At 50.2% G+C, this 21803-nt stretch carries 23 protein-coding genes and 1 tRNA gene; 15 read left to right on the plus strand and 9 right to left on the minus strand.

The window, feature by feature from the left end; genetic code table 11:
- Window positions 1-174: 174 nt before the first annotated feature.
- The 3 genes from OGV69_RS19965 to OGV69_RS19975 are packed head-to-tail and all read left to right on the plus strand — an operon-like array spanning window position 175 to window position 2901.
- Window positions 175-537: a GtrA family protein gene (locus OGV69_RS19965; RefSeq protein ID WP_038639494.1), complete on the plus strand. Its 363-nt coding sequence runs from the start codon at window positions 175-177 to the stop codon at window positions 535-537.
- On the plus strand, window positions 534-1457 hold the full coding sequence (locus OGV69_RS19970; RefSeq protein WP_069323280.1) for a glycosyltransferase family 2 protein: 924 nt from the start codon (window positions 534-536) through the stop codon (window positions 1455-1457). Before OGV69_RS19965 ends, OGV69_RS19970 begins: the two co-directional genes overlap by 4 nt.
- Before the next feature lies 1 nt (window position 1458).
- A complete protein-coding gene (locus OGV69_RS19975; protein WP_069323279.1) occupies window positions 1459-2901 on the plus strand; it encodes a glucosyltransferase domain-containing protein in 1443 nt (480 codons plus the stop codon).
- Between the two features lie 245 nt (window positions 2902-3146).
- On the opposite strand, the gene OGV69_RS19980 is transcribed toward OGV69_RS19975, so the two are convergent.
- Window positions 3147-3234 (minus strand) — tRNA-Ser (locus OGV69_RS19980).
- 142 nt (window positions 3235-3376) lie between these two features.
- On the minus strand, window positions 3377-5005 hold the full coding sequence (locus OGV69_RS19985) for an ABC transporter substrate-binding protein (RefSeq protein ID WP_069323278.1): 1629 nt from the start codon (window positions 5003-5005) through the stop codon (window positions 3377-3379).
- A 269-nt stretch (window positions 5006-5274) separates the two neighbouring features.
- On the opposite strand from OGV69_RS19985, the gene yccA reads away from it, so the two are divergent.
- Window positions 5275-5934 (plus strand): FtsH protease modulator YccA, encoded by a 660-nt coding sequence (gene yccA / locus OGV69_RS19990; RefSeq protein WP_069323277.1) that lies wholly within the window; start codon window positions 5275-5277, stop codon window positions 5932-5934.
- Window positions 5935-5990: 56 nt separating this feature from the next.
- Here yccA and OGV69_RS19995 read toward each other — a convergent pair whose 3' ends face one another.
- Together OGV69_RS19995 and OGV69_RS20000 are read right to left on the minus strand one after the other, a co-directional pair.
- A complete protein-coding gene (locus tag OGV69_RS19995; protein ID WP_038639481.1) occupies window positions 5991-6467 on the minus strand; it encodes a hypothetical protein in 477 nt (158 codons plus the stop codon).
- Window positions 6464-7219 carry a winged helix-turn-helix domain-containing protein gene (locus tag OGV69_RS20000; RefSeq protein ID WP_069323276.1) on the minus strand — a complete coding sequence of 252 codons (756 nt, stop codon included), beginning with the start codon at window positions 7217-7219 and terminating at the stop codon, window positions 6464-6466. The genes OGV69_RS19995 and OGV69_RS20000 overlap by 4 nt, the downstream gene beginning before the upstream one ends.
- A gap of 308 nt (window positions 7220-7527) precedes the next feature.
- Between OGV69_RS20000 and OGV69_RS20005 the strand changes: the two genes are divergently transcribed.
- From OGV69_RS20005 to tusE, 6 genes are all read left to right on the plus strand, one after another.
- Window positions 7528-8271, plus strand: coding sequence for a fimbrial protein (locus tag OGV69_RS20005; RefSeq protein WP_069323275.1), 744 nt, complete (start codon window positions 7528-7530; stop codon window positions 8269-8271).
- 74 nt (window positions 8272-8345) lie between these two features.
- A complete protein-coding gene (locus tag OGV69_RS20010; protein ID WP_069323274.1) occupies window positions 8346-8852 on the plus strand; it encodes a CS1 type fimbrial major subunit in 507 nt (168 codons plus the stop codon).
- A gap of 72 nt (window positions 8853-8924) precedes the next feature.
- Complete coding sequence (locus OGV69_RS20015; protein ID WP_069323273.1) at window positions 8925-11642, plus strand: TcfC E-set like domain-containing protein; 2718 nt, start codon at window positions 8925-8927, stop codon at window positions 11640-11642.
- A 1-nt stretch (window position 11643) separates the two neighbouring features.
- Window positions 11644-12801, plus strand: coding sequence for a CblD like pilus biogenesis initiator family protein (locus OGV69_RS20020; RefSeq protein ID WP_069323272.1), 1158 nt, complete (start codon window positions 11644-11646; stop codon window positions 12799-12801).
- 10 nt (window positions 12802-12811) lie between these two features.
- On the plus strand, window positions 12812-13363 hold the full coding sequence (locus OGV69_RS20025) for a LuxR C-terminal-related transcriptional regulator (RefSeq protein ID WP_069323271.1): 552 nt from the start codon (window positions 12812-12814) through the stop codon (window positions 13361-13363).
- A 69-nt stretch (window positions 13364-13432) separates the two neighbouring features.
- Window positions 13433-13762: a sulfurtransferase TusE gene (gene tusE / locus OGV69_RS20030; protein ID WP_038639458.1), complete on the plus strand. Its 330-nt coding sequence runs from the start codon at window positions 13433-13435 to the stop codon at window positions 13760-13762.
- Here tusE and yccX read toward each other — a convergent pair.
- From yccX to OGV69_RS20045, 3 genes are read right to left on the minus strand one after another with little or no spacing between them, the layout of a single operon-like run.
- The gene (gene yccX, locus OGV69_RS20035) at window positions 13759-14040 is read right to left on the minus strand and encodes an acylphosphatase (RefSeq protein ID WP_038643100.1); all 282 of its coding nucleotides are present in this window, start codon (window positions 14038-14040) and stop codon (window positions 13759-13761) included. The two genes, tusE and yccX, sit on opposite strands and share 4 nt — an antisense overlap.
- Before the next feature lie 45 nt (window positions 14041-14085).
- Complete coding sequence (locus OGV69_RS20040) at window positions 14086-14874, minus strand: AraC family transcriptional regulator (RefSeq protein ID WP_038639456.1); 789 nt, start codon at window positions 14872-14874, stop codon at window positions 14086-14088.
- A 13-nt stretch (window positions 14875-14887) separates the two neighbouring features.
- The gene (locus tag OGV69_RS20045; RefSeq protein WP_069323270.1) at window positions 14888-15439 is read right to left on the minus strand and encodes a YbhB/YbcL family Raf kinase inhibitor-like protein; all 552 of its coding nucleotides are present in this window, start codon (window positions 15437-15439) and stop codon (window positions 14888-14890) included.
- Window positions 15440-15653: 214 nt separating this feature from the next.
- On the opposite strand from OGV69_RS20045, the gene rlmI reads away from it, so the two are divergent.
- Both rlmI and hspQ read left to right on the plus strand, forming a co-directional pair.
- Window positions 15654-16865, plus strand: a complete 1212-nt coding sequence (gene rlmI / locus OGV69_RS20050) for a 23S rRNA (cytosine(1962)-C(5))-methyltransferase RlmI (protein WP_069323269.1) — start codon at window positions 15654-15656, stop codon at window positions 16863-16865.
- A 57-nt stretch (window positions 16866-16922) separates the two neighbouring features.
- Complete coding sequence (gene hspQ, locus OGV69_RS20055) at window positions 16923-17240, plus strand: heat shock protein HspQ (RefSeq protein WP_038639447.1); 318 nt, start codon at window positions 16923-16925, stop codon at window positions 17238-17240.
- Between the two features lie 103 nt (window positions 17241-17343).
- Here hspQ and OGV69_RS20060 read toward each other — a convergent pair whose 3' ends face one another.
- Window positions 17344-17757 carry a CoA-binding protein gene (locus OGV69_RS20060; protein WP_006685217.1) on the minus strand — a complete coding sequence of 138 codons (414 nt, stop codon included), beginning with the start codon at window positions 17755-17757 and terminating at the stop codon, window positions 17344-17346.
- A 172-nt stretch (window positions 17758-17929) separates the two neighbouring features.
- Here OGV69_RS20060 and csgI point away from each other — a divergent pair, with 172 nt between their 5' ends.
- Both csgI and mgsA read left to right on the plus strand, forming a co-directional pair.
- A complete protein-coding gene (gene csgI, locus OGV69_RS20065; protein WP_038639445.1) occupies window positions 17930-18592 on the plus strand; it encodes a curli synthesis inhibitor in 663 nt (220 codons plus the stop codon).
- Between the two features lie 93 nt (window positions 18593-18685).
- Window positions 18686-19144: a methylglyoxal synthase gene (gene mgsA / locus OGV69_RS20070; protein ID WP_069323268.1), complete on the plus strand. Its 459-nt coding sequence runs from the start codon at window positions 18686-18688 to the stop codon at window positions 19142-19144.
- Between the two features lie 32 nt (window positions 19145-19176).
- Here the strand turns inward: mgsA and helD are convergent, their stop codons facing one another.
- Window positions 19177-21231: a DNA helicase IV gene (helD, locus tag OGV69_RS20075; protein WP_069323267.1), complete on the minus strand. Its 2055-nt coding sequence runs from the start codon at window positions 21229-21231 to the stop codon at window positions 19177-19179.
- 125 nt (window positions 21232-21356) lie between these two features.
- On the opposite strand from helD, the gene OGV69_RS20080 reads away from it, so the two are divergent.
- Complete coding sequence (locus tag OGV69_RS20080) at window positions 21357-21803, plus strand: YccF domain-containing protein (protein WP_038639436.1); 447 nt, start codon at window positions 21357-21359, stop codon at window positions 21801-21803.

A 21803-nucleotide genomic window follows, 5' to 3' on the forward strand; every position in this document is an offset into this window, starting at 1 on the left:
CTCATTTCTGAGAGTTAGTGTTGCAGTCTTGTGGCTCAGCGGAAAACCGCGCCCCCGGCACAGTCGCTCGGAGGTATCGCAAAACAAGCCTCTGCGAAAGGTCAAAGTCGAGGTGTCGATCTCGTTTTGCATCAATGTTAAACTCGCACACTTTCTATTAGACCTTTCTTAATTATGATAAAGCTACTTTCACGCTACATTTCCGTTGGGATTGTAAACACGGCATTACATTGGGCGGTGTTCGGCATCATGGTATACATCATGAAAAATGACCAGGCCGTGAGCAACGTGGTGGCGTTTTTGATAGCTGTGACATTTTCATTTTTTGCCAACGCAAAATTTACATTTAGTGCAAAAGCCACCAGCCGGGGGTATGTGCTATTTGTTGGATTTATGGGGCTACTGAGCTTTATCTCTGGTCAGGTATCCGATCACTACAACATTTCCCCTCTCATAACGTTGATAGAGTTCTCCTGTATCAGCCTGGTATGTGGCTTCTTATACTCAAGGTTCATTGTTTTTAGGGATCCGAAATGAAAATCTCTCTGATTGTGCCGGTGTTCAATGAAGAAGATACAATACCTATTTTCTACAACACGGTGCGTGGGCATGAAGAACTAAAAAAATATGATGTCGAAATTGTGTTTATCAACGACGGTAGCAAAGACGCTACAGAATCAATCATTAATGCTCTCGCCGTATCTGATAAGCTCGTCGTCCCCATTTCATTTACGCGCAACTTTGGAAAAGAACCAGCAATTTTTGCAGGCCTTGAGCGTTCCTCTGGTGAAGCAGTTATTCCGATCGATGTTGACCTACAGGATCCAATCGAAATAATTCCATTGATGGTCGATAAGTGGCTTGCGGGTGCAGATATTGTGCTGGCAAAGCGTGCAGACCGCTCCACGGATGGAAAACTGAAGCGTAAAACCGCTGAGTGGTTCTATAAATTACACAATAAAATAAGCGATCCGAAGATCGAAGAAAACGTTGGTGACTTTAGACTTATGTCCCGCGATGTAGTTGATAACATCAAACTCATGCCGGAACGTAATCTCTTTATGAAAGGTGTGCTTAGCTGGGTCGGTGGCAGTACTGATGTTGTTGAGTACACACGAGCAGGACGCATTGCTGGTAAATCAAAATTTAATGGCTGGAAATTGTGGAATCTTGCCCTGGAGGGTATTACCAGTTTTTCAACGTTCCCATTGCGGATATGGACCTACATTGGTTTTTTTGTAGCCGCCGTATCCTTCTTGTTCGGTGCATGGATGATTATAGACAAGATTTTTTGGGGAAATCCGGTTGCGGGATATCCATCAATTATTGTTTCAATCCTTTTCCTGGGTGGTATTCAGTTAATTGGTATCGGTGTGCTCGGTGAGTACATAGGTAGAATCTACATCGAAACCAAACAACGGCCACGCTATATAGTTAAAAAACAAGACAGGATTTAAAATGTTCTCCAGATACGATAAAAAAGCATTGTTTATTTACTCAGGATTAGCCCTGTTGTTTATCTATCCCTTAATCCAGGCAGGCATATATTATAGAGATGACTTAGATAGATCTATAACTGGATATTACGGCTGGCGTGGTTTAGGTCGACCTTTTGCAGATATTTTAACAAGGTTTTTTTCTGCCAGTGGGCACTATAACCTTGACCTGTTTCCTTATACAATGCTCGCATCATGTATTTTCTTAGGTGCATCTTCGCTTGCGCTCAGTAAGCATCTGTTTAAATCAGACATTCCGAACGCAAATATGGTGGCAGCACTTTTAATATTCAATCCATTCATTTTGCAGAATATTGCGTACAGATATGATAGTCTCGGAATGTCGATTGCCTTTTTCCTTGCGGTGATTGCATATACCTATAAAAATAAAAACCAGAGGATAGAGATTGCAACAAAATTAGTAGCTGGCGTATTATCTTTAACCTTATATCAACCATGTGCCAATATTTTTATTGGCTTGCTTGCAATTGATGTAATCATCATCGCAACAAAAAAAGATATAAAGATCAAGGAATCGATATTTTTCTTATGCAAGAAAACAATTTTATTCGTATCATTTTTTCTTATCTATATGCTTTTCTTCTCGCCCAAAAATAACTCTCGAGCAGAATTAATACATCCAGACCAGAGTGGATTGGAGCATCTGGCCAAAACATTAATTGCCTTAAAAGAAATGGTTCTTTCTTATCTCTATCACCCGGTTTACATTTACTTCGCAATCCCAATACTTATCAGTTGCGTGTTTATGCTCATTGCTTACCGTACTAATATTAAGCAAATGGCAACATTTATTTTGTATGGAACTATCTCCTTTTTAATATTCATTATTTCACTTATGGGACCAACATTATTGCTTCAGGACGCACCAGTACTTCCCCGTACTTTAGTCTCGTTTTCAGTTATACTGGTTATAATTGCTATACCGATTATGCGTTTCGCTCCTCGTTTTAAATACGCTGCACTGATCCCAGTCATTGCTTCGCTTGCTTTTAGCGCTCAATTAAGCAACGCTATGAAGTCACAACAAGAATATGAAGATTTTGTTTTTAACATGATTGCGCAAGACATTGCCTCTCATAAAGACATCGCCTCCATTGGTACTGTAGGCCAATTGAATAAAAATGAAAGAGCAAAGTTATTAATAGATAATAAACCACTTATAGGCTATTTCGTTTTTCCCGCCACTGAGTTTTTAGCGTCATATCAATTGGTCAACAAAGGGTTCACGCAAACCCTTCATGGTTATGGGGATGAGCAAGAAAATAAAAACAGACTATCTGATATGATAAAAAAAGGTATTAAACCGGTATCATCAAATGAATATTATACATTATTCATTTCGGACAACAACGCCATCGTATTTTTAGGAAAATATAACAATTAATTATTACCAGCCCTCACACTTAATGTTGAGGGCTTTATTTTCGAAGAGTCAGCAGCAATCATATCCAGCGAAAAAGAAGTTACCCTGGGCTCGCCTGGGCTGAAGTGGTAAGTATGATGGTTACTCGGTTATTCCATTCCCTTGCCAATTTCAGGGAACGTAACAGCACGTACTCTCACAACAACAGGTTCAAATTTTCCTTATAAGCAAAAAGGGGTTGCCTTTCGGCAACCCCTTTTCATGTTTGGCGGAAGCGTAGAGATTCGAACTCTAGAACCCTTTCGGGTCGCCGGTTTTCAAGACCGGTGCCTTCAACCGCTCGGCCACGCTTCCAATGAGGCGCACTATAAACATCCCGAACGGACCTGTAAAGTACCAATGTGTTCATTTGCCTGAAAAACAGCCAAAACAGTGTTAATCGACTGAAATAAAACCAAATTGGCCATTTATTCAGCACAAATAGCGGCTGCCACGCTTAATGTTTTTTGATGTACATATCTTTGGTGTAGTAATTTCCGCGGTTATCCGGCGCAAATCCTCCTACCCACGGCTTCACCAGATGTGTGCGAACATAGTGATAAATCGGAATAGCAGGTACATCCTCACCTAACAGATCTTCAGCCTGCTGGTAGTCTTTACCTCGCTCTTCCAGTGAACTTGCTTTCGCTGCATTATGCATCGCTTCATCAAAGGCGGGGCTACTGTACCCGGTGGTATTCTCACTGTCCCCGGTGCGGAAAATATTGAGGAAACTAGAGGCATCGTCATAGTCGGCTATCCACGCATAGCGCACAATGTCAAAATTACCGGTGTGCATAGTATCCAGCATGGTTTTCCATTCCTGATTTTGCAGCTTCACCTCAACGCCAAGATTTTTCTTCCACATTGACGATGCGGCAATCGCAATACGCTGGTGCGTTTCGAAGGTGTTGTAGAGCAGATTTAAGCTCAGCGGATGGTCAGGACCATACCCGGCCTCAGTGAGCAGTTTTTTAGCTTCAGCAATGCGTTTGTCGAGTGGCCACGACGCATACTCTGGCGCATGCAGTTGTACCCCACCTATTTCAGGCTGGCTGATAACCCACGCCGCACGTTGCCCCTGGCCCATTACCTTTTGCGCAATGATGTCTTTATCCAACGCCATATTCAGCGCCCGACGCACGCGCGGGTCATTAAAGGGCGCTCTGGTCGTATTGAACTGATAGTAATAGGTTGAAAGCTGAGGCGAGACATGGAGTTCATCGCCCATGGTCTTTTTCAACTGTGCAAACTGATTGACCGGTACGCTATACACAATGTCAATCTCACCCGCCTTATAGCGGTTCACGTCAGCAGACTCTGAACTAATGGGCAGGTAAGTGACTTTATTAATGACCGTGTGCCGATCGTCCCAGTAATGCGGGTTACGCTCGGCAACAATGCGCTCATTGACCACCCACTGCGATAATTTGTACGCTCCGCTGCTGACAATATGCTCTGGGCGGGTCCACTTATCGCCAAAACGGCCAATCAGCACTTTATCGAGCGGGACCAACGACGGGTGCGCCAGCATCGCCAGAAATGCCGCCGTCGGTTGCGTTAGGGTAATTTCCAGCGTGGTATCATCCAGGGCCTTGACCCCTAGCGTAGCGGGATCTTTGTTACCCTGAGCAATATCGACCGCGTTCGCCACGTGCATATTGCCCAGATAGGAGGCATATGGTGAAGCCGTTTGCGGCGAGACCAGGCGCTGCCAGCTCCAGACGACATCCTGTGCGGTGATAGCCGATCCATCCGACCAGGTTATGCCCGGACGTAAATGAAAGGTCCAGACGGTGTTACCTTTATTCTCCCAGGAGGCGGCAAGACGGGGTTCAATAGACCCATCCGGCTTAACTGCCACCAGACCGTCGAACATATCGCTGATTAAATTAAACTCCACGTTGCTTTCGACTTTATGCGGATCCAACGACGCCGGTTCGCTGCCGTTGTTTCTGACCAGCTCCTGTTTTTCTGCAAGTACTGCTCCTGCCGGAACATTTGCCGCCCTCGCCGCGCCGTTTACCGACATCAAACAGACAGCCAACAGCGTAAATGTAAATCTCTTCGTTTTATCTTGAGTCATTCCCTTTACCTTATTGCTCTGTTTATGATGACACCGCTGTCACTGTCAGAGAGAAACGGGAATTACGCAATATTTTTCAGTAACCTGGCCGATATCTAACAGGCATTTTTACACATACAGTGCTAACATCTGATTCGGGAGCTTTTGCTGAAATAATATGCTTAAGCCTGGCGGGTTAAACTGCGTAAAGATGGGTAAAACCGCTGTGTCATTCCCCTTGATTTCATTATCCTTCATCATTAATTACATCTGTCATAAGAGAGTGACTCATGGATCGTATTATTAGTTCTTCGCGCGATCGTACATCGCTACTCAGCACACATAAGGTGCTGCGCAACACCTATTTCCTGCTCAGCCTGACGCTGGCGTTTTCAGCGATCACCGCGACCGCCAGTACGGTGCTGATGCTGCCTTCTCCGGGACTGATCCTGACGCTGGTGGGTATGTATGGTCTGATGTTCCTGACCTATAAAACGGCGGATAAACCCGTTGGTATTCTGTCAGCCTTCGCTTTTACCGGCTTCCTGGGCTACATTCTGGGGCCGATGCTGAATACCTACCTGTCTGCAGGTATGGGTGACGTTATCGGCATGGCGCTGGGTGGTACGGCGCTGGTCTTCTTCAGTTGCTCTGCGTATGTGCTGACCACACGGAAAGATATGTCCTTCCTCGGCGGGATGCTGATGGCAGGTATCGTGGTTGTGCTGATCGGTATGGTTGCGAATATCTTCCTGCAACTGCCGGCACTGCATCTGGCGATTAGCGCGGTGTTTATTCTGATTTCTTCAGGCGCAATCCTGTTTGAAACCAGCAATATCATCCGTGGCGGTGAAACCAACTACATCCGCGCCACTGTTAGCCTGTACGTTTCGCTGTACAATATCTTCGTCAGCCTGCTGAGCATTCTGGGCTTCGCCAGCCGCGATTAAGCAGCATCACTGATACGAAAAAAGAGAATGCCAATGGCATTCTCTTTTTTTATACCTTATTCACTCCGACAGATATAGGTAGGATAACGCCGGTCCTGAATCAGCCACACGGCGGGTGAAAGTTCAGAAATCGTCAGGTAGTAGCGAGCGGTCGGCCAGGCAAAGCTTCCCCACTGGGCATCGGGGGTGTTGTCATTGTGTCGACGCCAGGTTTTGGTGTAACTCAATACAATGACGTTGTCATCGTCCCGCCGCTCCCACGTAAAGTCTACATCCCTGTCAATAATCAAATTTTGCCCCCCAGCTCTTGCCGCACCTTTGTAGGTGGTCAAGCCTGTACCGTCCCGATGAAAATAGAACTGGGCTATGGTATTGACCTTCACTTCACTTGTTTTTCCCTCATTGCGCGTAAAGTTAAATTCAGTGCTGCAGGCCAGCACATCGCTTTTGCCGACCGCGCCGCAATAGTAGAACAGCGCCAGCGCGCCACCAACCACAGCACCGCCCAATCCAAAAAGAAGCCTTATTTTCATTTTTCGGCCCCACTTTTATAGCGAATAGTCTTGCACAGGCTGGTTTTACTGACCGGGCAGGCACCGATGAACATTTCATCGGCGGTGGCGAGCGAAAAACGAGCGCTGAAATAATAAATATCGTATTCCTCGCGCTCACAAGCCACGTTATTGGCCTCCAGTCGCTCAGCTAATTTCGAGAGCACTAACGGTCGTCCATGATCGTTGATAATCCAGACACTACAACGTGCGATTTTTTCCTCGACCGGCTTTAATTTCGCCGGAACGGTTATCTCCTGCGGGCGGCTAAGGTAAATGCCCGCCCCCAACGCTGCGACGATCAATGTCGCTATAATCAACCACCTTTTCAGGTAAGTGCGCCGGGGCTGTATGTCTGGTTGCATGGAAGGGGATTGCGGCTCAGCGGTTTGAATGTTCTCATCAGGCTGAAAAATCACATCGGCATCAAAACGGAATCCATAGCGCGGGACAGTGACGATAAATTCGTGCCCCTCTCCCAGAGACTGGAAGCTTTTACGCAGTTCGCTTACCGCTTTATTAAGATTATTTCCGGATGGCGTAAAGCCAAACTCTTCCCATACGCGAGTGATCAATTCCTCCCGGCTCAGGTCGCGTCCTCGGTGTTTAATAAATTCCTGTAAAAGACGAACGGCTGGCGCCGAAAGTGTTAATACAGTCTCAGGTTGTCCAACAAGGCTTATTGCATGTGCTTCAGGATCAAATAACAACGAATTATTGCATATAAAAAACATCTTTTATTCTCGGCTGTAACCGCATGCTTTTTATTCCCTGGTACATCGACATGAAAACCACCTCCTGATCTGCTTGTTTTTTCATCAGAAGGAATTTTCTTCCCATCCTTGGCCGCGGTATTTTCGCTTAACTATACAACCTTAAAGCCAAAAAAGCAGGATAAAAAACTGTATATAACGAGTTAACTAATACAAATTTTCACAAACCGCTGTTCTGGTTAAAGTTTCCCTGCCCTGAAGCGATACGAAAGCAGACGGTGTCCTGGTGTTAACGCGCCGCCTTTAAACTCAGAGCAGGCAGACTGATTGTGAAACAGAAAAAAAGAGTGAGCATGACAACCGCCTTTTATGTCGCCGCGCTGTCATTGCCATTTTTCTCAGAAATGACAATGGCCAATATGAGCGTGTATCCCATGGAACTGAATGTAGACAGTTCCGGTGCGGCGCAAATTAAGGTGGCTTCAAAAACGGATGATATTCAGTTCATTCGGGTGAGGCAAAAGAAAATTCTTAATCCCGGCACAGCTCAGGAAAAAGAAATTGACGTGGCGTCATGGAAAGAAGATGGCGTGGTGGTTACGCCCGAAAAATTTGCCCTCGCGGCCGGCGCGATGCGCGTAGTTCGTCTGGTATCACTTATGCCTCCGAAAAAAGAGACCACCTGGCGCGTCTATTTTGAAGGGGTAAAACAACCTGACAGCATTATTCCGGGCAAGGCAGAAAGCCCTGCCGCGATGGCGACATTGGGCGTCAACGTGATTTGGGGCGCACTGGTCCATATTGCTCCAGAAGAAAACGTAATTTCACTGTCGTTCGACCCTCGCCGCGGGACGTTAAAAAACAATGGCACGCTGCGTGTACCGCTCAGAGAGATTGGTATTTGTGATGCAAATTCATCGTGTAAATGGATAAAAGAAGACGCGACGATTTATCCGGACACTGAACGGAAATTAAAAACACTCACAATGAGCCATGGCCAGAAATATAAATTCCGCTACTTCAACTGGGTAAATAAAACCGCTGAAGAAGCTGACTTACCCGTCGTGCAATAACACGACATCACAGTAAAAACCCACGTAGTTCGTTGAAAGAGCCAAGGTGCTCATTTGTAAATATGGAGATATCAATGCGTAAGTATATTAAACCTCTGATGATCGTTGCCGCGATGACCTCGTCCTTTAGCGCGCTGGCAATTCAAAAAGATATTACCGTTAACGCCAGCGTTGACTCACAGTTGGATATGACCCAGGCCGATAACACGCCGCTGCCGGCCAGCATCGACATGCAGTACCTGCCTGGTCGTGGTCTGGAAAGCTACCGTCTTAACACCAAGGTGTGGTCTAACTCCGCCACCAGCAACGTCAAAGTGCGCCTCGTTAGTGCGGCAAAACTCACCAACACGGATGGTGACCAGATTGTACCGATGACGGTCATTCTGGGTGATAAAACACTGTCTACCACCGATGCTGAATTTACCGGAACTGAACTGTTCCCTGGCAGCATTGAAAACGGTTCCGCAGTACTGCCACTGACCATTTCGCAAACCACCAAAGGCATTCTGAAAACCGGTCAGTACAGCGGCGTTGTCAGCCTGATGCTGACGCAGGCGACAACCACGGAAGGCGGTGCGTAACACCACAGTACCTAAGGAATAACGTCAGAGGGTGCCCACCCTCTGACGTCAGGATGATGTCGAGGCTCGGTCATGGCGTTTCACAGAAATACTCTCCTCTTAGTTGCTTTGTTACCCGCATCCATCCAACTCGCCTGCGCAGAGATGGCCGTCCCGGCAGGTTTTGAAGATCTGGCGAAAACACAGCGCCTGTGGACAGAAGTCAATCTCTATGGCGAGTCGCTTGGCCTTTTTGAAACGGATATCACGCTTGAAACAGTAAGTTTTGTCACGCCTGAAACCGTGGTCACGGCCATCAAACGGCAGTTTAATGACGATCCTGCCCTCATTGCCACCGTGTCTGCAGCCCTGGCCGTTCCACTGGCCCGTAACGGCAATCTGGCATGCAGCAGCAATGGCTCCGCAACGGGATGCGATTACCTTGATACCCAGCGCGCGGCCATTATCTATGATGAAAATAACGCCCGTATTAATCTTTTTTTCGACAAGAAATTTCTGCCTAAACAAACCACTGAAAGCCAGTGGTATCAGCCCACGCAGGACACCGAGAATGCGTTAATCCATCAGCAGAATATCAATTTTGTTGCCGACAGGGATTACCAGTCAGCCACCGTTCAGGGCAATGGCGCGCTGGCACTCACCCAGGACGGCTACTTCAACCTCGACTGGACCTGGATGGGGCAACGTTCGAAGCACCAGCAGCAACAGGAGATAACCGTCAACAATGCCTGGTTTCGTCAGGATATCTGGCGCCAATACTATGTTCAGTTGGGCGAGATGGACACTCGCGATCTGTTCAGCAATGCCGGCGGGAATATCAATCTCAGCCAACTGCCGCTGGGTAAAATTCGCGGCTTGCGCACAGGCTCAACAAGGGCATGGATCAATCCGGTTCAGCAGTCAAAGGGTACGCCTATCACCGTATTGCTTTCTCATGATGCGCGTATTGACGCCCGCCGGGGTAATCAACTGCTGGCCAGTTTTTATCTGAATGCCGGGGCGCAAACCCTGGACACCCGTTCGTTCCCGGACGGGAGCTATACCGTGACGTTGTCCGTCTATGAAAATAACCGGCTGACGCGCACCGAGCAGGTACCGTTTACCCGAACCGGCATTACACCTTTCGATCGCGTCGAGTGGTTCCTGCAGGCAGGCGAAACTGACAATAACGATCAAAACGACGAACGCAGCGCGGTCGCGCAAGCGGGCATCCGCCTGCCCGTCACTCCGACGCTGGCGCTGACCAGCGGCGCAACAATAAAAAAAAACCAGCGTTTTCTGGAAAATGCGCTCGACTGGAGCCGTGGTTTCAACACCGGCCCGATCGATGGCGTGCTAAGTACCCGCTTTAGCTACCTATACGGCAGCGAAGGTCAACGCGGCAATATTCAGCAAATCAGCTATAACGACGGTTTTTCACTGAGCTTCTATCGCAACGCGTTATCAGCAGAAAACTGCAATACCCGAAGCGCAGGGGTTGACGCCGTGAATGGCTGTTACCGAAGCCTGTCGGTCATGTTCTCCGTCCCTGTCGGCACCTGGTACGCGAGTCTGGGGTATTCAGATAACCGCAACGAAGGACGTTACGTTGCTCGTCGGGAACTCCCGGACAGTGACGATCGCCACGATGCAGGCTTGCCATGGGACTCGGTTTATATGACCCGCTCGCGCACGCGGGCCTGGCAGGGCGGCTTAAGTACAGCTTTCAACGCTCGCGGCCTGAACATCAACAGCAGCATTAACCTTTTCATGCGAAACGATGACTCCCGCGCAGGTAGGGATAAAGGCGGCTACCTGAGCGTAAGCCTGTCAATGGCGCATAACCGTCAGGGCGATGCGACGAGTTATACCTCGCTTGGCGCGACGTGGCAGCACCAGCAGCATGAAAAAAACCAGCTGAGCTACAACGTGGCGCACAACTGGTATGCCGATGCACGTGGTGAAAATGAGTATGGACTGAGCGCGTCAGGCATTAACAGCGATTCGCTCAATGCCTCTGCCTATACGCGCCAGGGCGGACGCTATGGCAACGGTAGTCTGACCGTCAGCGACGCCTGGGATCGTCAGGATGGGCGTCATACTCTGAGCAGCAGCGGCAATTACAGTTCAACGCTCGCGCTATCTCGCTCTGGCCTGTGGCTGGGCCGTTGGAGCGACGGACGCCCTGCTTCAGCCATCGCGGTTAACGTTGCCACGCCGGAAGATTCCCAGGATCCGCGCGTCGCTGTGTCGCTGGATAACGGCGGCAGTGCAGATATCCCAGGCAATAGCCGCGCCCTCTTCGCCGTGCCTGGCTATCAGCAGACGACGTTGACGATTAACGAATCGCTGGATGTCTCCCGAGGTGCCAGCAGTGAAATCACACAAGGTTCCGGCAGTAGAACATTGTTTATGGTGCCAGGCAAACTGCTCCGTCGGCACGTGCAAACCACCGCAAGCTACACATGGCTCGGCCAGTTAACCGACGAACAACATTCGCCGTTTATTGGCGGCGTGCCCCTGAACGTAAACGGCTGGAGCGACCTTGGCAACGGCGGGTTTAGCGCCCAAAGCAATGCTCTGCTGCATAACCTCTACCTGGTGCGTCAGCAGCAGTTTTATCAGTGCGCGCTAAACGTGAAGAGTATGCGCGACGTCGTGCGTTATGTCGGGTCGATCCCTTGCCGGGAATTAACCTTTTCTGCCCTGCCGGATACGGTCCAGCAACAGGCGCAGCTAATGCTCGCCGGACGTAGCGTGCCAACAGGACCAACTGCCATGAACGCAGACAACCTCACTAAAGGGAAATGATGTGAACAAAAGCCTTATTATTTTACTTTTCCTGCTCCTGTGGGCTGGCCAGACGCTGGCCGGCGCCCCTGCCGGAAGAAACTCCAGCGTCGGTATAAGCTACGATCGCATGGCACCGCCCGCGCGTTTCGATATCTGGCTTCATGAATCAGGCGGCTATGATGCCGCCGATCCGCAAAAGTGGGGACGCAATACCCTGACCTGCTTATCCCGTACCGATAGCACCTATGGCGCCTGTATGACTGCCCCGGTGTGGTTCTCGGTGAATCCGGCGGCGCCTTACGCCATCAATTTACGTTTTACGCATACCCTTACCAACAAAACGGTGGATATCAAGGTGTATGGCGATCACTACCTGTTTGTCAATAACAAAGTCTTTACCTTTGCCAGTTTTGTCGCGGGAGGAACAAAAGTTATTGCGGACTGGAACAGAGAGCCCTATTTCGATTTCTATATCGTGAAAAGCGAGCTGGAAAAGCTCGCTCTGCCGGGTATCTGGACCGCCACCCTGAAGCAGAACCTGCGTGAGTGGGGGAGCGCCGACTGTGGCGGGAACTTCAATGACGTGAATGTCGGATGTCCTGGCTATCTCACCATCGCCAACTGGCAGGCAAATATTCGCATTGAGGTGGTCGATCCGGGTAATCAGCAGATTTATCTGCCCGCATTTCCACACTCAACGCCTATCGTTAACCTCAACCTGACCAACTTCCCGGGGCGGCCCGGCGGCAGCGAGATCCAGGGGGAAAACACGCTGGATATGTGCTTGTACGACGGCAAAAACAGTACCAGCACTCGCACTTATCTGCGGTTTGAGGACAACGAGCTCAACGCTTCAGGCCGTGCCGAAGGCGCGTTTTCAATCCGGCGACGTGGCGGAAGCCAGACCGATGCGCGGGATCGTCTCGACTATCAGGTTTTTGTCACTAATCCCATTACTGGCGCAACTGAAATTGTCGCCAACGGTAAAACCGTGGTCTGGCAAGGCACCAACGATCCGCAGTATCTGCGTCAGGTCGTGCTGCCCGGCGGGCGCGAGGGCGTACTGTGCGTACCCGCCCCTATTATCCTGAAAACGCCTGCCTTTGCCGCCAGCAGTAAAAATGCCGGGGATTACACCGGTACGCTACGCATTATTTACACGCCCAGTACGTTATAAAGAGGCCGCCGTGAATTACGTCATTCTTGATAATAATCGTTTTTATGCCGAAGGGTTGCGCTATGCCCTTCTGCGTCGTAACGCGCCGACTCAGGTGAAGTGCGGCACGGTAAAGTGGCGTCGTTCGCTGTTGGCCTGCGACACCCTCGTTGTACGTTGCCGCTTTTCCGTCACGAGAACGCATCTGGCGCTGGTCGACATTCTGCTGCAACTGGAAACCAGGCGCTGGGAGGGAACCGTTTATCTGGTGTGCAATGAAAAAGGCTGGGCACTGGCCACGCATTTGCGAAAGCGTTTTACCACGCTGACCTTGCATATCATTGATGACCGAATTGCCGTCGTGGATGCGGCGTATATGTTCGCAAAAGAGCCCCGTCGGGTACGCAGCCTGAACTGTTGTCTGACAGGCATGGAGTTCAATGTTCTCGACAGGCTGGTTAACGGACAATCGGTAAAACATGTTGCGCATATGACGCAGATTAGCGAAAAGCAGGTATCGACGTATAAATGTAACGCGCTGAAGAAGCTTAATGCCAACAATCTGCTACAGCTTCTTCTGTAGGGCAAGGTTTCTCACGCCGCCCCTTATTTGCTAGACTAGGGGCGGTTTTTACTTTATCGACAGAGCACTATGTTCATTTTTGCAGGCCAGGAAATTGAGACCGATAGCGAAGGCTATCTGAAAGATACCACGCTGTGGAGCGAGCCGCTGGCGGAGAAAATCGCCGAAAACGAAGGTATCGACCTCTCCCCTGAACACTGGGAAGTGGTGCGTTTCGTACGCGAGTTTTATCTGGAGTTTAATACTTCCCCCGCTATCCGCATGCTGGTAAAAGCGATGGCCAACAAGTTTGGCGAAGAGAAAGGCAACAGCCGTTATCTTTACCGTCTGTTCCCAAAAGGTCCGGCCAAGCAGGCGACTAAAATTGCCGGCCTGCCGAAACCGGTCAAATGTATTTAATAGCGGATACTAAATCCCTTTAGCTCGTCGCCAGGGCGGTGTGGTTCACTGAGAACCCGTTCTACCCTGGCGCTGCTCGGGCCTCCGGCTTTTAACCACTTCATTAGCTGTTCCACCCGATCGCTTTCGCCGCAGGCGACAACCTCTACGCTGCCATCATCCATATTTTTAGCGTATCCGGTCAATCCCAGTCGTTGCGCTTCATGCTGCGTGGTGTAGCGAAATCCTACCCCCTGAACCCGACCATAGACCCAGGCGATTATGCAGACTTTCGACATTGCGGTTCTCCTAATCAACATAAATGAAGGAACAGTTACAAGGCCTCAGCGCACCTGTTTCGGCAGGCATCCGTAATGCTGGCGGAATCTTGCGGTAAATCGTGAGCCTGACAGATAGCCACAGCGTAACGCAATTTCGCCAATCGGCAGCGTGGTCGATTGTAGTTGAGAGAGCGCACAGGACATGCGCACCTCTTCGACTATCTGCCGGTAACTCTGCGATTCCATCTGTAATCGTCGGCGTAATGTTGAAGTACCGATGGACAAGTGACCGGCAATCTCCTGAGCTGTCCATAGCTTAGCAGGGGATAACATAATAAGTTGTCGCACCTGTTCAGTCAGATTAAACCGTCGCTCGATAAGCAGAGGCCCCGCCACACCATCATGCAGTAGCGCCAGCAATAATCCCATCGCCTGATGCTCCTGCAATTTTGCAGGTAAGTCCTGGCGTACAGCATCCAGCAGGCTTTCCCACATAAATGCCAGTCCGTTACTCATGGGCGTGCATAGCGACGTCAATTTTGCCGGAGGGAAATCCTTGACCCAGTTATTTTTAAACGTGCTAATGATGCTCGCCGACAGCAACAGCAAATCCGAACGAAATGCTCCCTGCTCCGGCTGATTAATAATCTCCAGAGGCGTATTCGCCGGGATGATAATCAGCTCACCCGGCCCTGCAACCAGACGATTGTCATCCTGAATAATGACCTTACTTCCCTGCGTAATATGGCAAATAGCAGCAGAAAACAGTTTAACCTGGTGCAGGCGGTGCAGATGGCCGGAACGCACCTCAGCGGTGGTAAGGTTGTTATGGCGAAAATGGACATCCTGCACCAGTGTATCCTCTTTATTTTCTTGCGTAAGTGGCGGTTAATTCCGCTTTGGCAATCACGTGGCTATTCAGCATAAAACCGACCAGCGCACCGCTGGCGTTACTGTCAATTGGCAACGCGTCGGTATTTAACGCCCACACGGTAAACTGATAGCGATGAGGTTTATCGCCCGGTGGTGGACAGGCGCCGCCGAATCCAGCATAACCGAAATCATTGCGTCCCTGAACTGCTCCAGCGGGTAACTTATCCATGCTGGCTCCGCCAGGAAGCGAGTGGACCTGAGCCGGAATATTTACGATGGTCCAGTGCCACCAGCCGCTTCCCGTTGGCGCATCAGGATCAAACAGCGTAATGGCAAAACTTTTGGCATCAGTTGGCGGATTTTGCCAGCTCAGCTGCGGGGAAATATTGTCACCACTGCAGCCAAACCCTTTAAACACTTGTTTTTGCGTTAATTGCAGGTTAGCGGGTATATCGGCGCTGGTGAGGCGAAATGTCGAGGCGGCAGAGGCATCAAAACTCAACGCGACAATAGCGGCGGTAGCCAGAGAGTAGACAGCTTTCATTACATTTCCTTTTTCTGATTAAGAAATAGCAATGTAAACGGTGGGTATAAAAGAAACTGTGCCTCTGTGATAGCGTTTTGTGCCGAAACGCCCAGCGCCATACGCTGATGATTGACCTCATCATCTGTGCTACTCTACGCGCCATTTTATTTTAATGGTTTCAGGTTGGTACTTTACTCCAGCCCGCGTCACTGTTTGTGAGAGGTTGCTCCGCATGACTGAATCTACAATTCCACATTATCCTCGTTTAGTGTTAGCCAAAGGGCGCGATAAATCATTACTGCGCCGCCATCCGTGGGTATTTTCCGGTGCTGTCGCACGTATGGAAGGTAAAGCCAACCTCGGTGAAACCATCGATATTGTTGACCATCAGGGTAAATGGTTAGCACGCGGCGCGTACTCACCTGCGTCGCAGATCCGTGCCCGCGTCTGGACATTCGACAAGTCTGAATCCATCGATATTGATTTCTTCACCCGTCGTCTGCAACAGGCGCAAACATGGCGCGACTGGCTAGCGAAAAAAGACGGGTTGAACAGCTATCGTCTGATCGCAGGAGAATCCGATGGTCTGCCGGGCATCACCATTGACCGCTTTGGCAACTTTCTGGTATTGCAACTGCTCAGCGCCGGTGCTGAATTTCAACGCGCCGCGCTGATTAGCGCTCTGCAAGTTGTGTTCCCGGACTGCGCTATTTATGACCGTAGCGACGTGGCCGTGCGTAAAAAAGAAGGTATGGAGCTGACCCAAGGGCCAGTAACGGGCGAACTGCCGCCAGCCCTGCTGCCTATCGAAGAGCACGGGATGAAGCTGCTGGTTGATATTCAGCACGGTCACAAAACCGGTTATTACCTTGATCAACGCGACAGCCGTCTGGCCACACGTCGTTATGTAGAAAATCAACGGGTTCTGAACTGTTTCTCTTATACTGGCGGCTTTGCGGTCTCGGCATTAATGGGCGGATGCCGTCAGGTAGTCAGCGTCGATACCTCTCAGGAAGCGCTTGATATTGCCCGCCAGAACGTAGAACTGAACAAGCTGGATCTGAGCAAAGCCGAATTTGTGCGTGATGACGTATTCAAACTGCTGCGCGCTTACCGCGATCGCGGTGAGAAATTTGATGTCATTGTGATGGATCCGCCGAAGTTCGTCGAAAACAAAAGCCAGTTAATGGGCGCCTGCCGCGGCTATAAGGACATCAATATGCTGGCTATTCAGTTGCTCAACCCCGGCGGCGTATTGCTGACATTCTCCTGCTCCGGTCTGATGACCACCGATTTATTTCAGAAAATCATCGCTGATGCCGCAATAGATGCTGGTCGTGATGTACAATTTATAGAGCAGTTCCGTCAGGCCGCCGATCACCCGGTGATCGCTACCTACCCGGAAGGGCTGTATCTGAAAGGGTTTGCCTGTCGCATCATGTAACTTGAAAAGTGGAATATTACCCTTACATAGAGGGTATCTATTTCCCGGGAGGTGACTATGATTGCCAGCAAATTCGGTATCGGCCAGCAGGTCCGCCATTCCCTGTTAGGTTACCTCGGAGTGGTCGTGGATATCGACCCGGAATATTCGCTTGATGAACCGTCAGCCGATGAGCTGGCGGTTAACGACGAACTTCGCGCCGCTCCCTGGTATCACGTGGTGATGGAAGACGATAATGGTCTGCCGGTGCATACGTATCTGGCCGAAGCACAGCTGAGTGGCGAGCTACAGGAAGAACATCCGGAGCAACCGTCGATGGATGAACTGGCGCGAACAATCCGCAAACAGCTTCAGGCTCCGCGTCTGCGTAATTGATGCGAACACAAGCCCGATGGCAATTCGCGTATCGGGTTTATGTTGCTCATCCGGCCAGCAACACGGGCCGGATAAGCAACGTGCCTAAGGCAACAACACAACCTTACTTCGCCAGTCCCAGCCGCGGGATCTCAATCGCCGGACAGCGATCCATGACCACCGCCAGCCCCGCGTCACGTGCCAGTACGGCTGCCTGCTCGTTAATTACGCCAAGCTGCATCCATAAGGTCTTCGCACCGATGGCGATAGCCTCCTGAGCAACGCCCCACGCCGCTTCAGAATTACGAAAGACATCAACCATATCCACTTTCTCCGGCACATCCGCCAGCGTCGCGTACCCCTGCTGCCCCAACAGCGTTTTCCCGGCAACTTTTGGCGAAACGGGGATAACGTGATAGCCCTGATCGAGTAAATACTTCATTACCCGATAGCTTGGACGATCGGGTTTATCGCTTGCACCAACCAGTGCAATCGTACGGGTAGATGTCAAAATGCCAGCAATATCGGTCTCTTTCATCGTCTTCCTCCAGGCTGTTTAACAAAGTGTACGACAAACCTGGCCTTGCAACCATTCATCCCATACTGGCGCATGAGAGCTAAACTCAAAAATATGTCTATATGTTAGTAAACGTGACCAGTGAAAAAATTAGATACATCTGATGCAGATATTTTCTGGATAGGAGAAACCTATGAAAGCCGGCATTATGACAGCCTTGATTGCTCTGTGTTTGCCGGTAACTGTTTTTGCCACCTCTTTGCGTCTGTCGAGTGAAATTGATCTTCTGGTGCTGGATGGAAAAAAAGTCTCCAGCTCATTACTGCGTGGCGCCGACAGTATTGAGCTGGAAAATGGTCGGCACCAGCTTGTATTTCGCGTAGAAAAAACCCTTCGCCTGTCCAGCCACGAAGAACGTCTGTATATTTCCCCTCCGCTGGTTATCAGCTTTGATACCCAGCTCGTCAGCCAGGTTAATTTTCACCTTCCGCGTCTGAACAATGAGCGGGACGCATCACATTTCGATGATGCACCGCGTGTGGAACTGCTGGATGGGGACGCCATGCCCATCCCCGTTAAGCTGGATATTCTGTCAATCACCTCCACGGCGAAAATCGTGGATTATGAAATGGAAACTGAGCGCTATAACAAAGCGGCTAAACATGCGTCATTGCCACAATTCGCCACCATGATGGCCGACGACAGCTCGCTGCTTTCTGGGGTGTCTGAACTGGATCGGGTGCCGCCTCAGTCGCAAACGCTGACCGAGCAACGATTAAAATTTTGGTTTGAGCAGGCCGACGCCCAAACGCGAAGTAACTTTCTGCAATGGGCCCAGAAACAGCCTTCTTCATGACATTTATGTTCACAGACGCATTTTTTTTGTCTTTCTCTTGCAGCGTCAAGTGCTTCCAGTACTCTGTAACAAGGTTAACTTGGGAGCTGTACTATGGAATTAACGACTCGCACATTGCCAGCGCGTAAGCATATTGCGCTGGTGGCACACGATCACTGTAAAAAGATGTTGATGAGCTGGGTGGAACGCCACCAGCCGTTACTGGAAAAACACGTTCTGTATGCCACGGGAACAACAGGAAACTTAATTCAACGCGCGACAGGAATGGACGTCAACGCAATGCTGAGCGGTCCAATGGGGGGTGATCAGCAGGTGGGCGCGCTGATTTCAGAAGGGAAAATAGATGTGCTGATCTTCTTCTGGGATCCGCTCAACGCCGTTCCCCACGATCCTGATGTCAAAGCCCTGCTGCGCCTTGCCACAGTCTGGAACATTCCGGTCGCCACCAACGTGTCGACGGCAGATTTTATTATCCAGTCGCCAAACTTCAACGATGAGACGGACATACTGATCCCGGATTACGCCCGTTATCTGGCAGAACGCCTCAAATAATGCCCAGGCAGGCGGCAACTACCGCCTGCGTTTCAGGGTTTTCTCGTCACCGGGACATCCAGTCGCTTAAGCTCATCAACAAAACACGATGGTGTTTCTTTATTGAACAGCAACCACACCCGGTGACGTGCGCGCGTTAGTGCCACATACAGCAACCTTCGCTCTTCGGCATCCGGAAAATCTTCAACCGCCGGGAGCAGCGCCTCTTCCATAATCGACTCGCGGGCTGGCGCGGGAAAGCCATCATTACCCTCATGAAGACCGACGACAATAACGTAGTCCGCTTGCTGTCCTTTACTGGCATGGATAGTCATAAAATCCAGCTGTAGCTTAGGCCAGCGGGTAGCCGCTTTCTCCAGACTGGCCGGTTTCAGATGATGGTATCGCGCCAGGACCAGAATTCTCTCTTCTGTTTTCACAAAACCCGACAGTTTATCCAGCAACAGATCCAACTGGTTTTCATCAAGCAAGGTGACGGCTTTTTTATCCCCTGTCATCAGGCTGTTGAGCGGTTTCGTAAGCTGATGGGGATTCTGCTGAATAAACTGATTTGCGACTTCACCAATACGGCTATTGAAACGGTAAGTCGTATCCAGATTACAGCGATCGCCCTCGCCAAAGTTTTGCTGGAATGCCGTGGTCAGCGAAAGTTGCGCCCCGCTAAACCGGTAAATGGCCTGCCAGTCATCGCCTACGGCAAACAGCGTAGTCTGCGAGTTTTGCTTGCGTAGCGCGGCCAACAAGGCGGCACGCTGAGGAGAAATATCCTGAAATTCATCGACCAGAATATGCTTCCAGGGACTGATAAACCGCCCTTTTTCCAGAATAACAATGGCCTGATGGATTAACCCGGAAAAATCGACGGCATTCTCGTCCTTCAGGGCGCTCTTCCAGGCTTTGAGCAGGGGCGCCATGAGCTTTATGCGTTTACTGAACAGGTCGCGGATCTCCTCCGGAGCATTGGCAATCATCTCCGCCTGCGCTCCGCCATGCATACGCATCAGGCTAACCCAGCGATCGAGCCGGGAGGCCAAACGCCGCTGTAACTTTTCGTCGTCCCAGAAGTTACCTTCGGGTACGGGCCACTGCATCTCTTCTTCTAACCATTGTCGCCAACCTTTGGCCTGCGCTTTTTTCTCGCTGCACTGCTGACGCCAGGTAGTAATGAAGAGTTTGCTGCGCGCAACGGCGTCATTTTCCATCTTGCTAACCGTCGGAACTTTTTTGCTGCCCTGCGAAATGATATGCAGCGCCAGTGAATGAAACGTCCGCGCGGTGACCTCATCCGTATGCAGACGTTCACGGATGCGGTCATCCATCTCCTGAGCAGCTTTACGACCGAACGCCAGCAACAGAATTTGTTCTGCCGCCGCCTCGCCTCGCGCCAACAGCCAGCCCGCACGGGCAACCAGAACCGATGTTTTGCCGCTTCCCGCCCCGGCAAGTACCAATAAGGCTTGCTCACCATTCACCACTGCGCGCGCCTGGGCAGGATTCAGCGGCGAAGATTCAATGTGCTGGAAAAACTCGGCATGCTCTGCCAGCATCGCATCGGTATAGGCCTGATTGTGCTGTAAACGACAGGCCTCAATATCCTGCAACCATGCCTGGCATTGGCGTAACGCTTCACGACAATTTTCAAATTCTTGCAGCCGCTTCACCGGTAGCGGCAACGCCGCAAAGGCACGGAGGATCTGCTGTTGCAATCCTGAGGTTTGGCTACGTGTCAGCCATTTATTTTCACTTGTCCGGGCCGCAATCGCATCCAATTGTTGCTGTAACACTCCAGCAGCCACCTCACTCATTTCCTGGCTCCACTGCTGCCAGAGCGTATTTAAATGGTGATGGAAGCGTTGGGTTTCCGCCCATTCTGTGCCGTGAAGCCGTACCACCTTATCATCCGGAAGCACGAACTCCAGCTCTCCCCACACCAGGCCGCGTTTGCAATGAATAGCCAATAACTGGTTGAAGGGAATAAGATACTCGTGACGATCGCCGGAAACTTTAATCCCGGCATTGAGAATAACAGCCCGATCGTAAGGGTGTTGCGCCAGACGTTTTCCAAGAGAAGTTGCTTTCAGTTCCATAAGACTCAAGCGGATCCACACGAAGAGGTTTGCATATCAGTGTAACCGCCAGAGAAAACGTGCTCCAGCCCAAAAAAACGTTACAATTGCCGAATTCACAGAAAACCAGAGTTAATCGAGGGTTTATGCGTACTGTTCTGAATATTTTAAATTTTGTGCTAGGTGGGTTCGCCACCACCTTAGCCTGGTTATTGGCTACGCTGGTCAGTATTGTGCTTATTTTTACTTTACCCTTGACCCGGTCATGCTGGGAAATAACCCGACTCTCGCTATTTCCCTATGGCAACGAAGCGATTCATGTCGATGAACTTAATCCGGCAGGGAAAAATGTGCTTCTTAATACCGGTGGCACATTGCTCAATATTTTCTGGCTGATTTTCTTCGGTTGGTGGCTGTGCCTGATGCACATTGTCTCCGGCATTGCCCAGTGCATTTCGATTATCGGTATTCCGGTGGGCATTGCGAACTTTAAAATTGCCGCAATTGCGCTCTGGCCGGTGGGGCGTCGGGTGGTTTCAGTCGAAGTTGCCCGCGCTGCGCGTGAAGCCAATGCGCGCCGTCGCTTTGAATAA

Source organism: Citrobacter sp. Cc139 (assembly GCF_030334645.1).
GTDB classification, from domain to species: Bacteria; Pseudomonadota; Gammaproteobacteria; order Enterobacterales; family Enterobacteriaceae; genus Citrobacter; species Citrobacter werkmanii.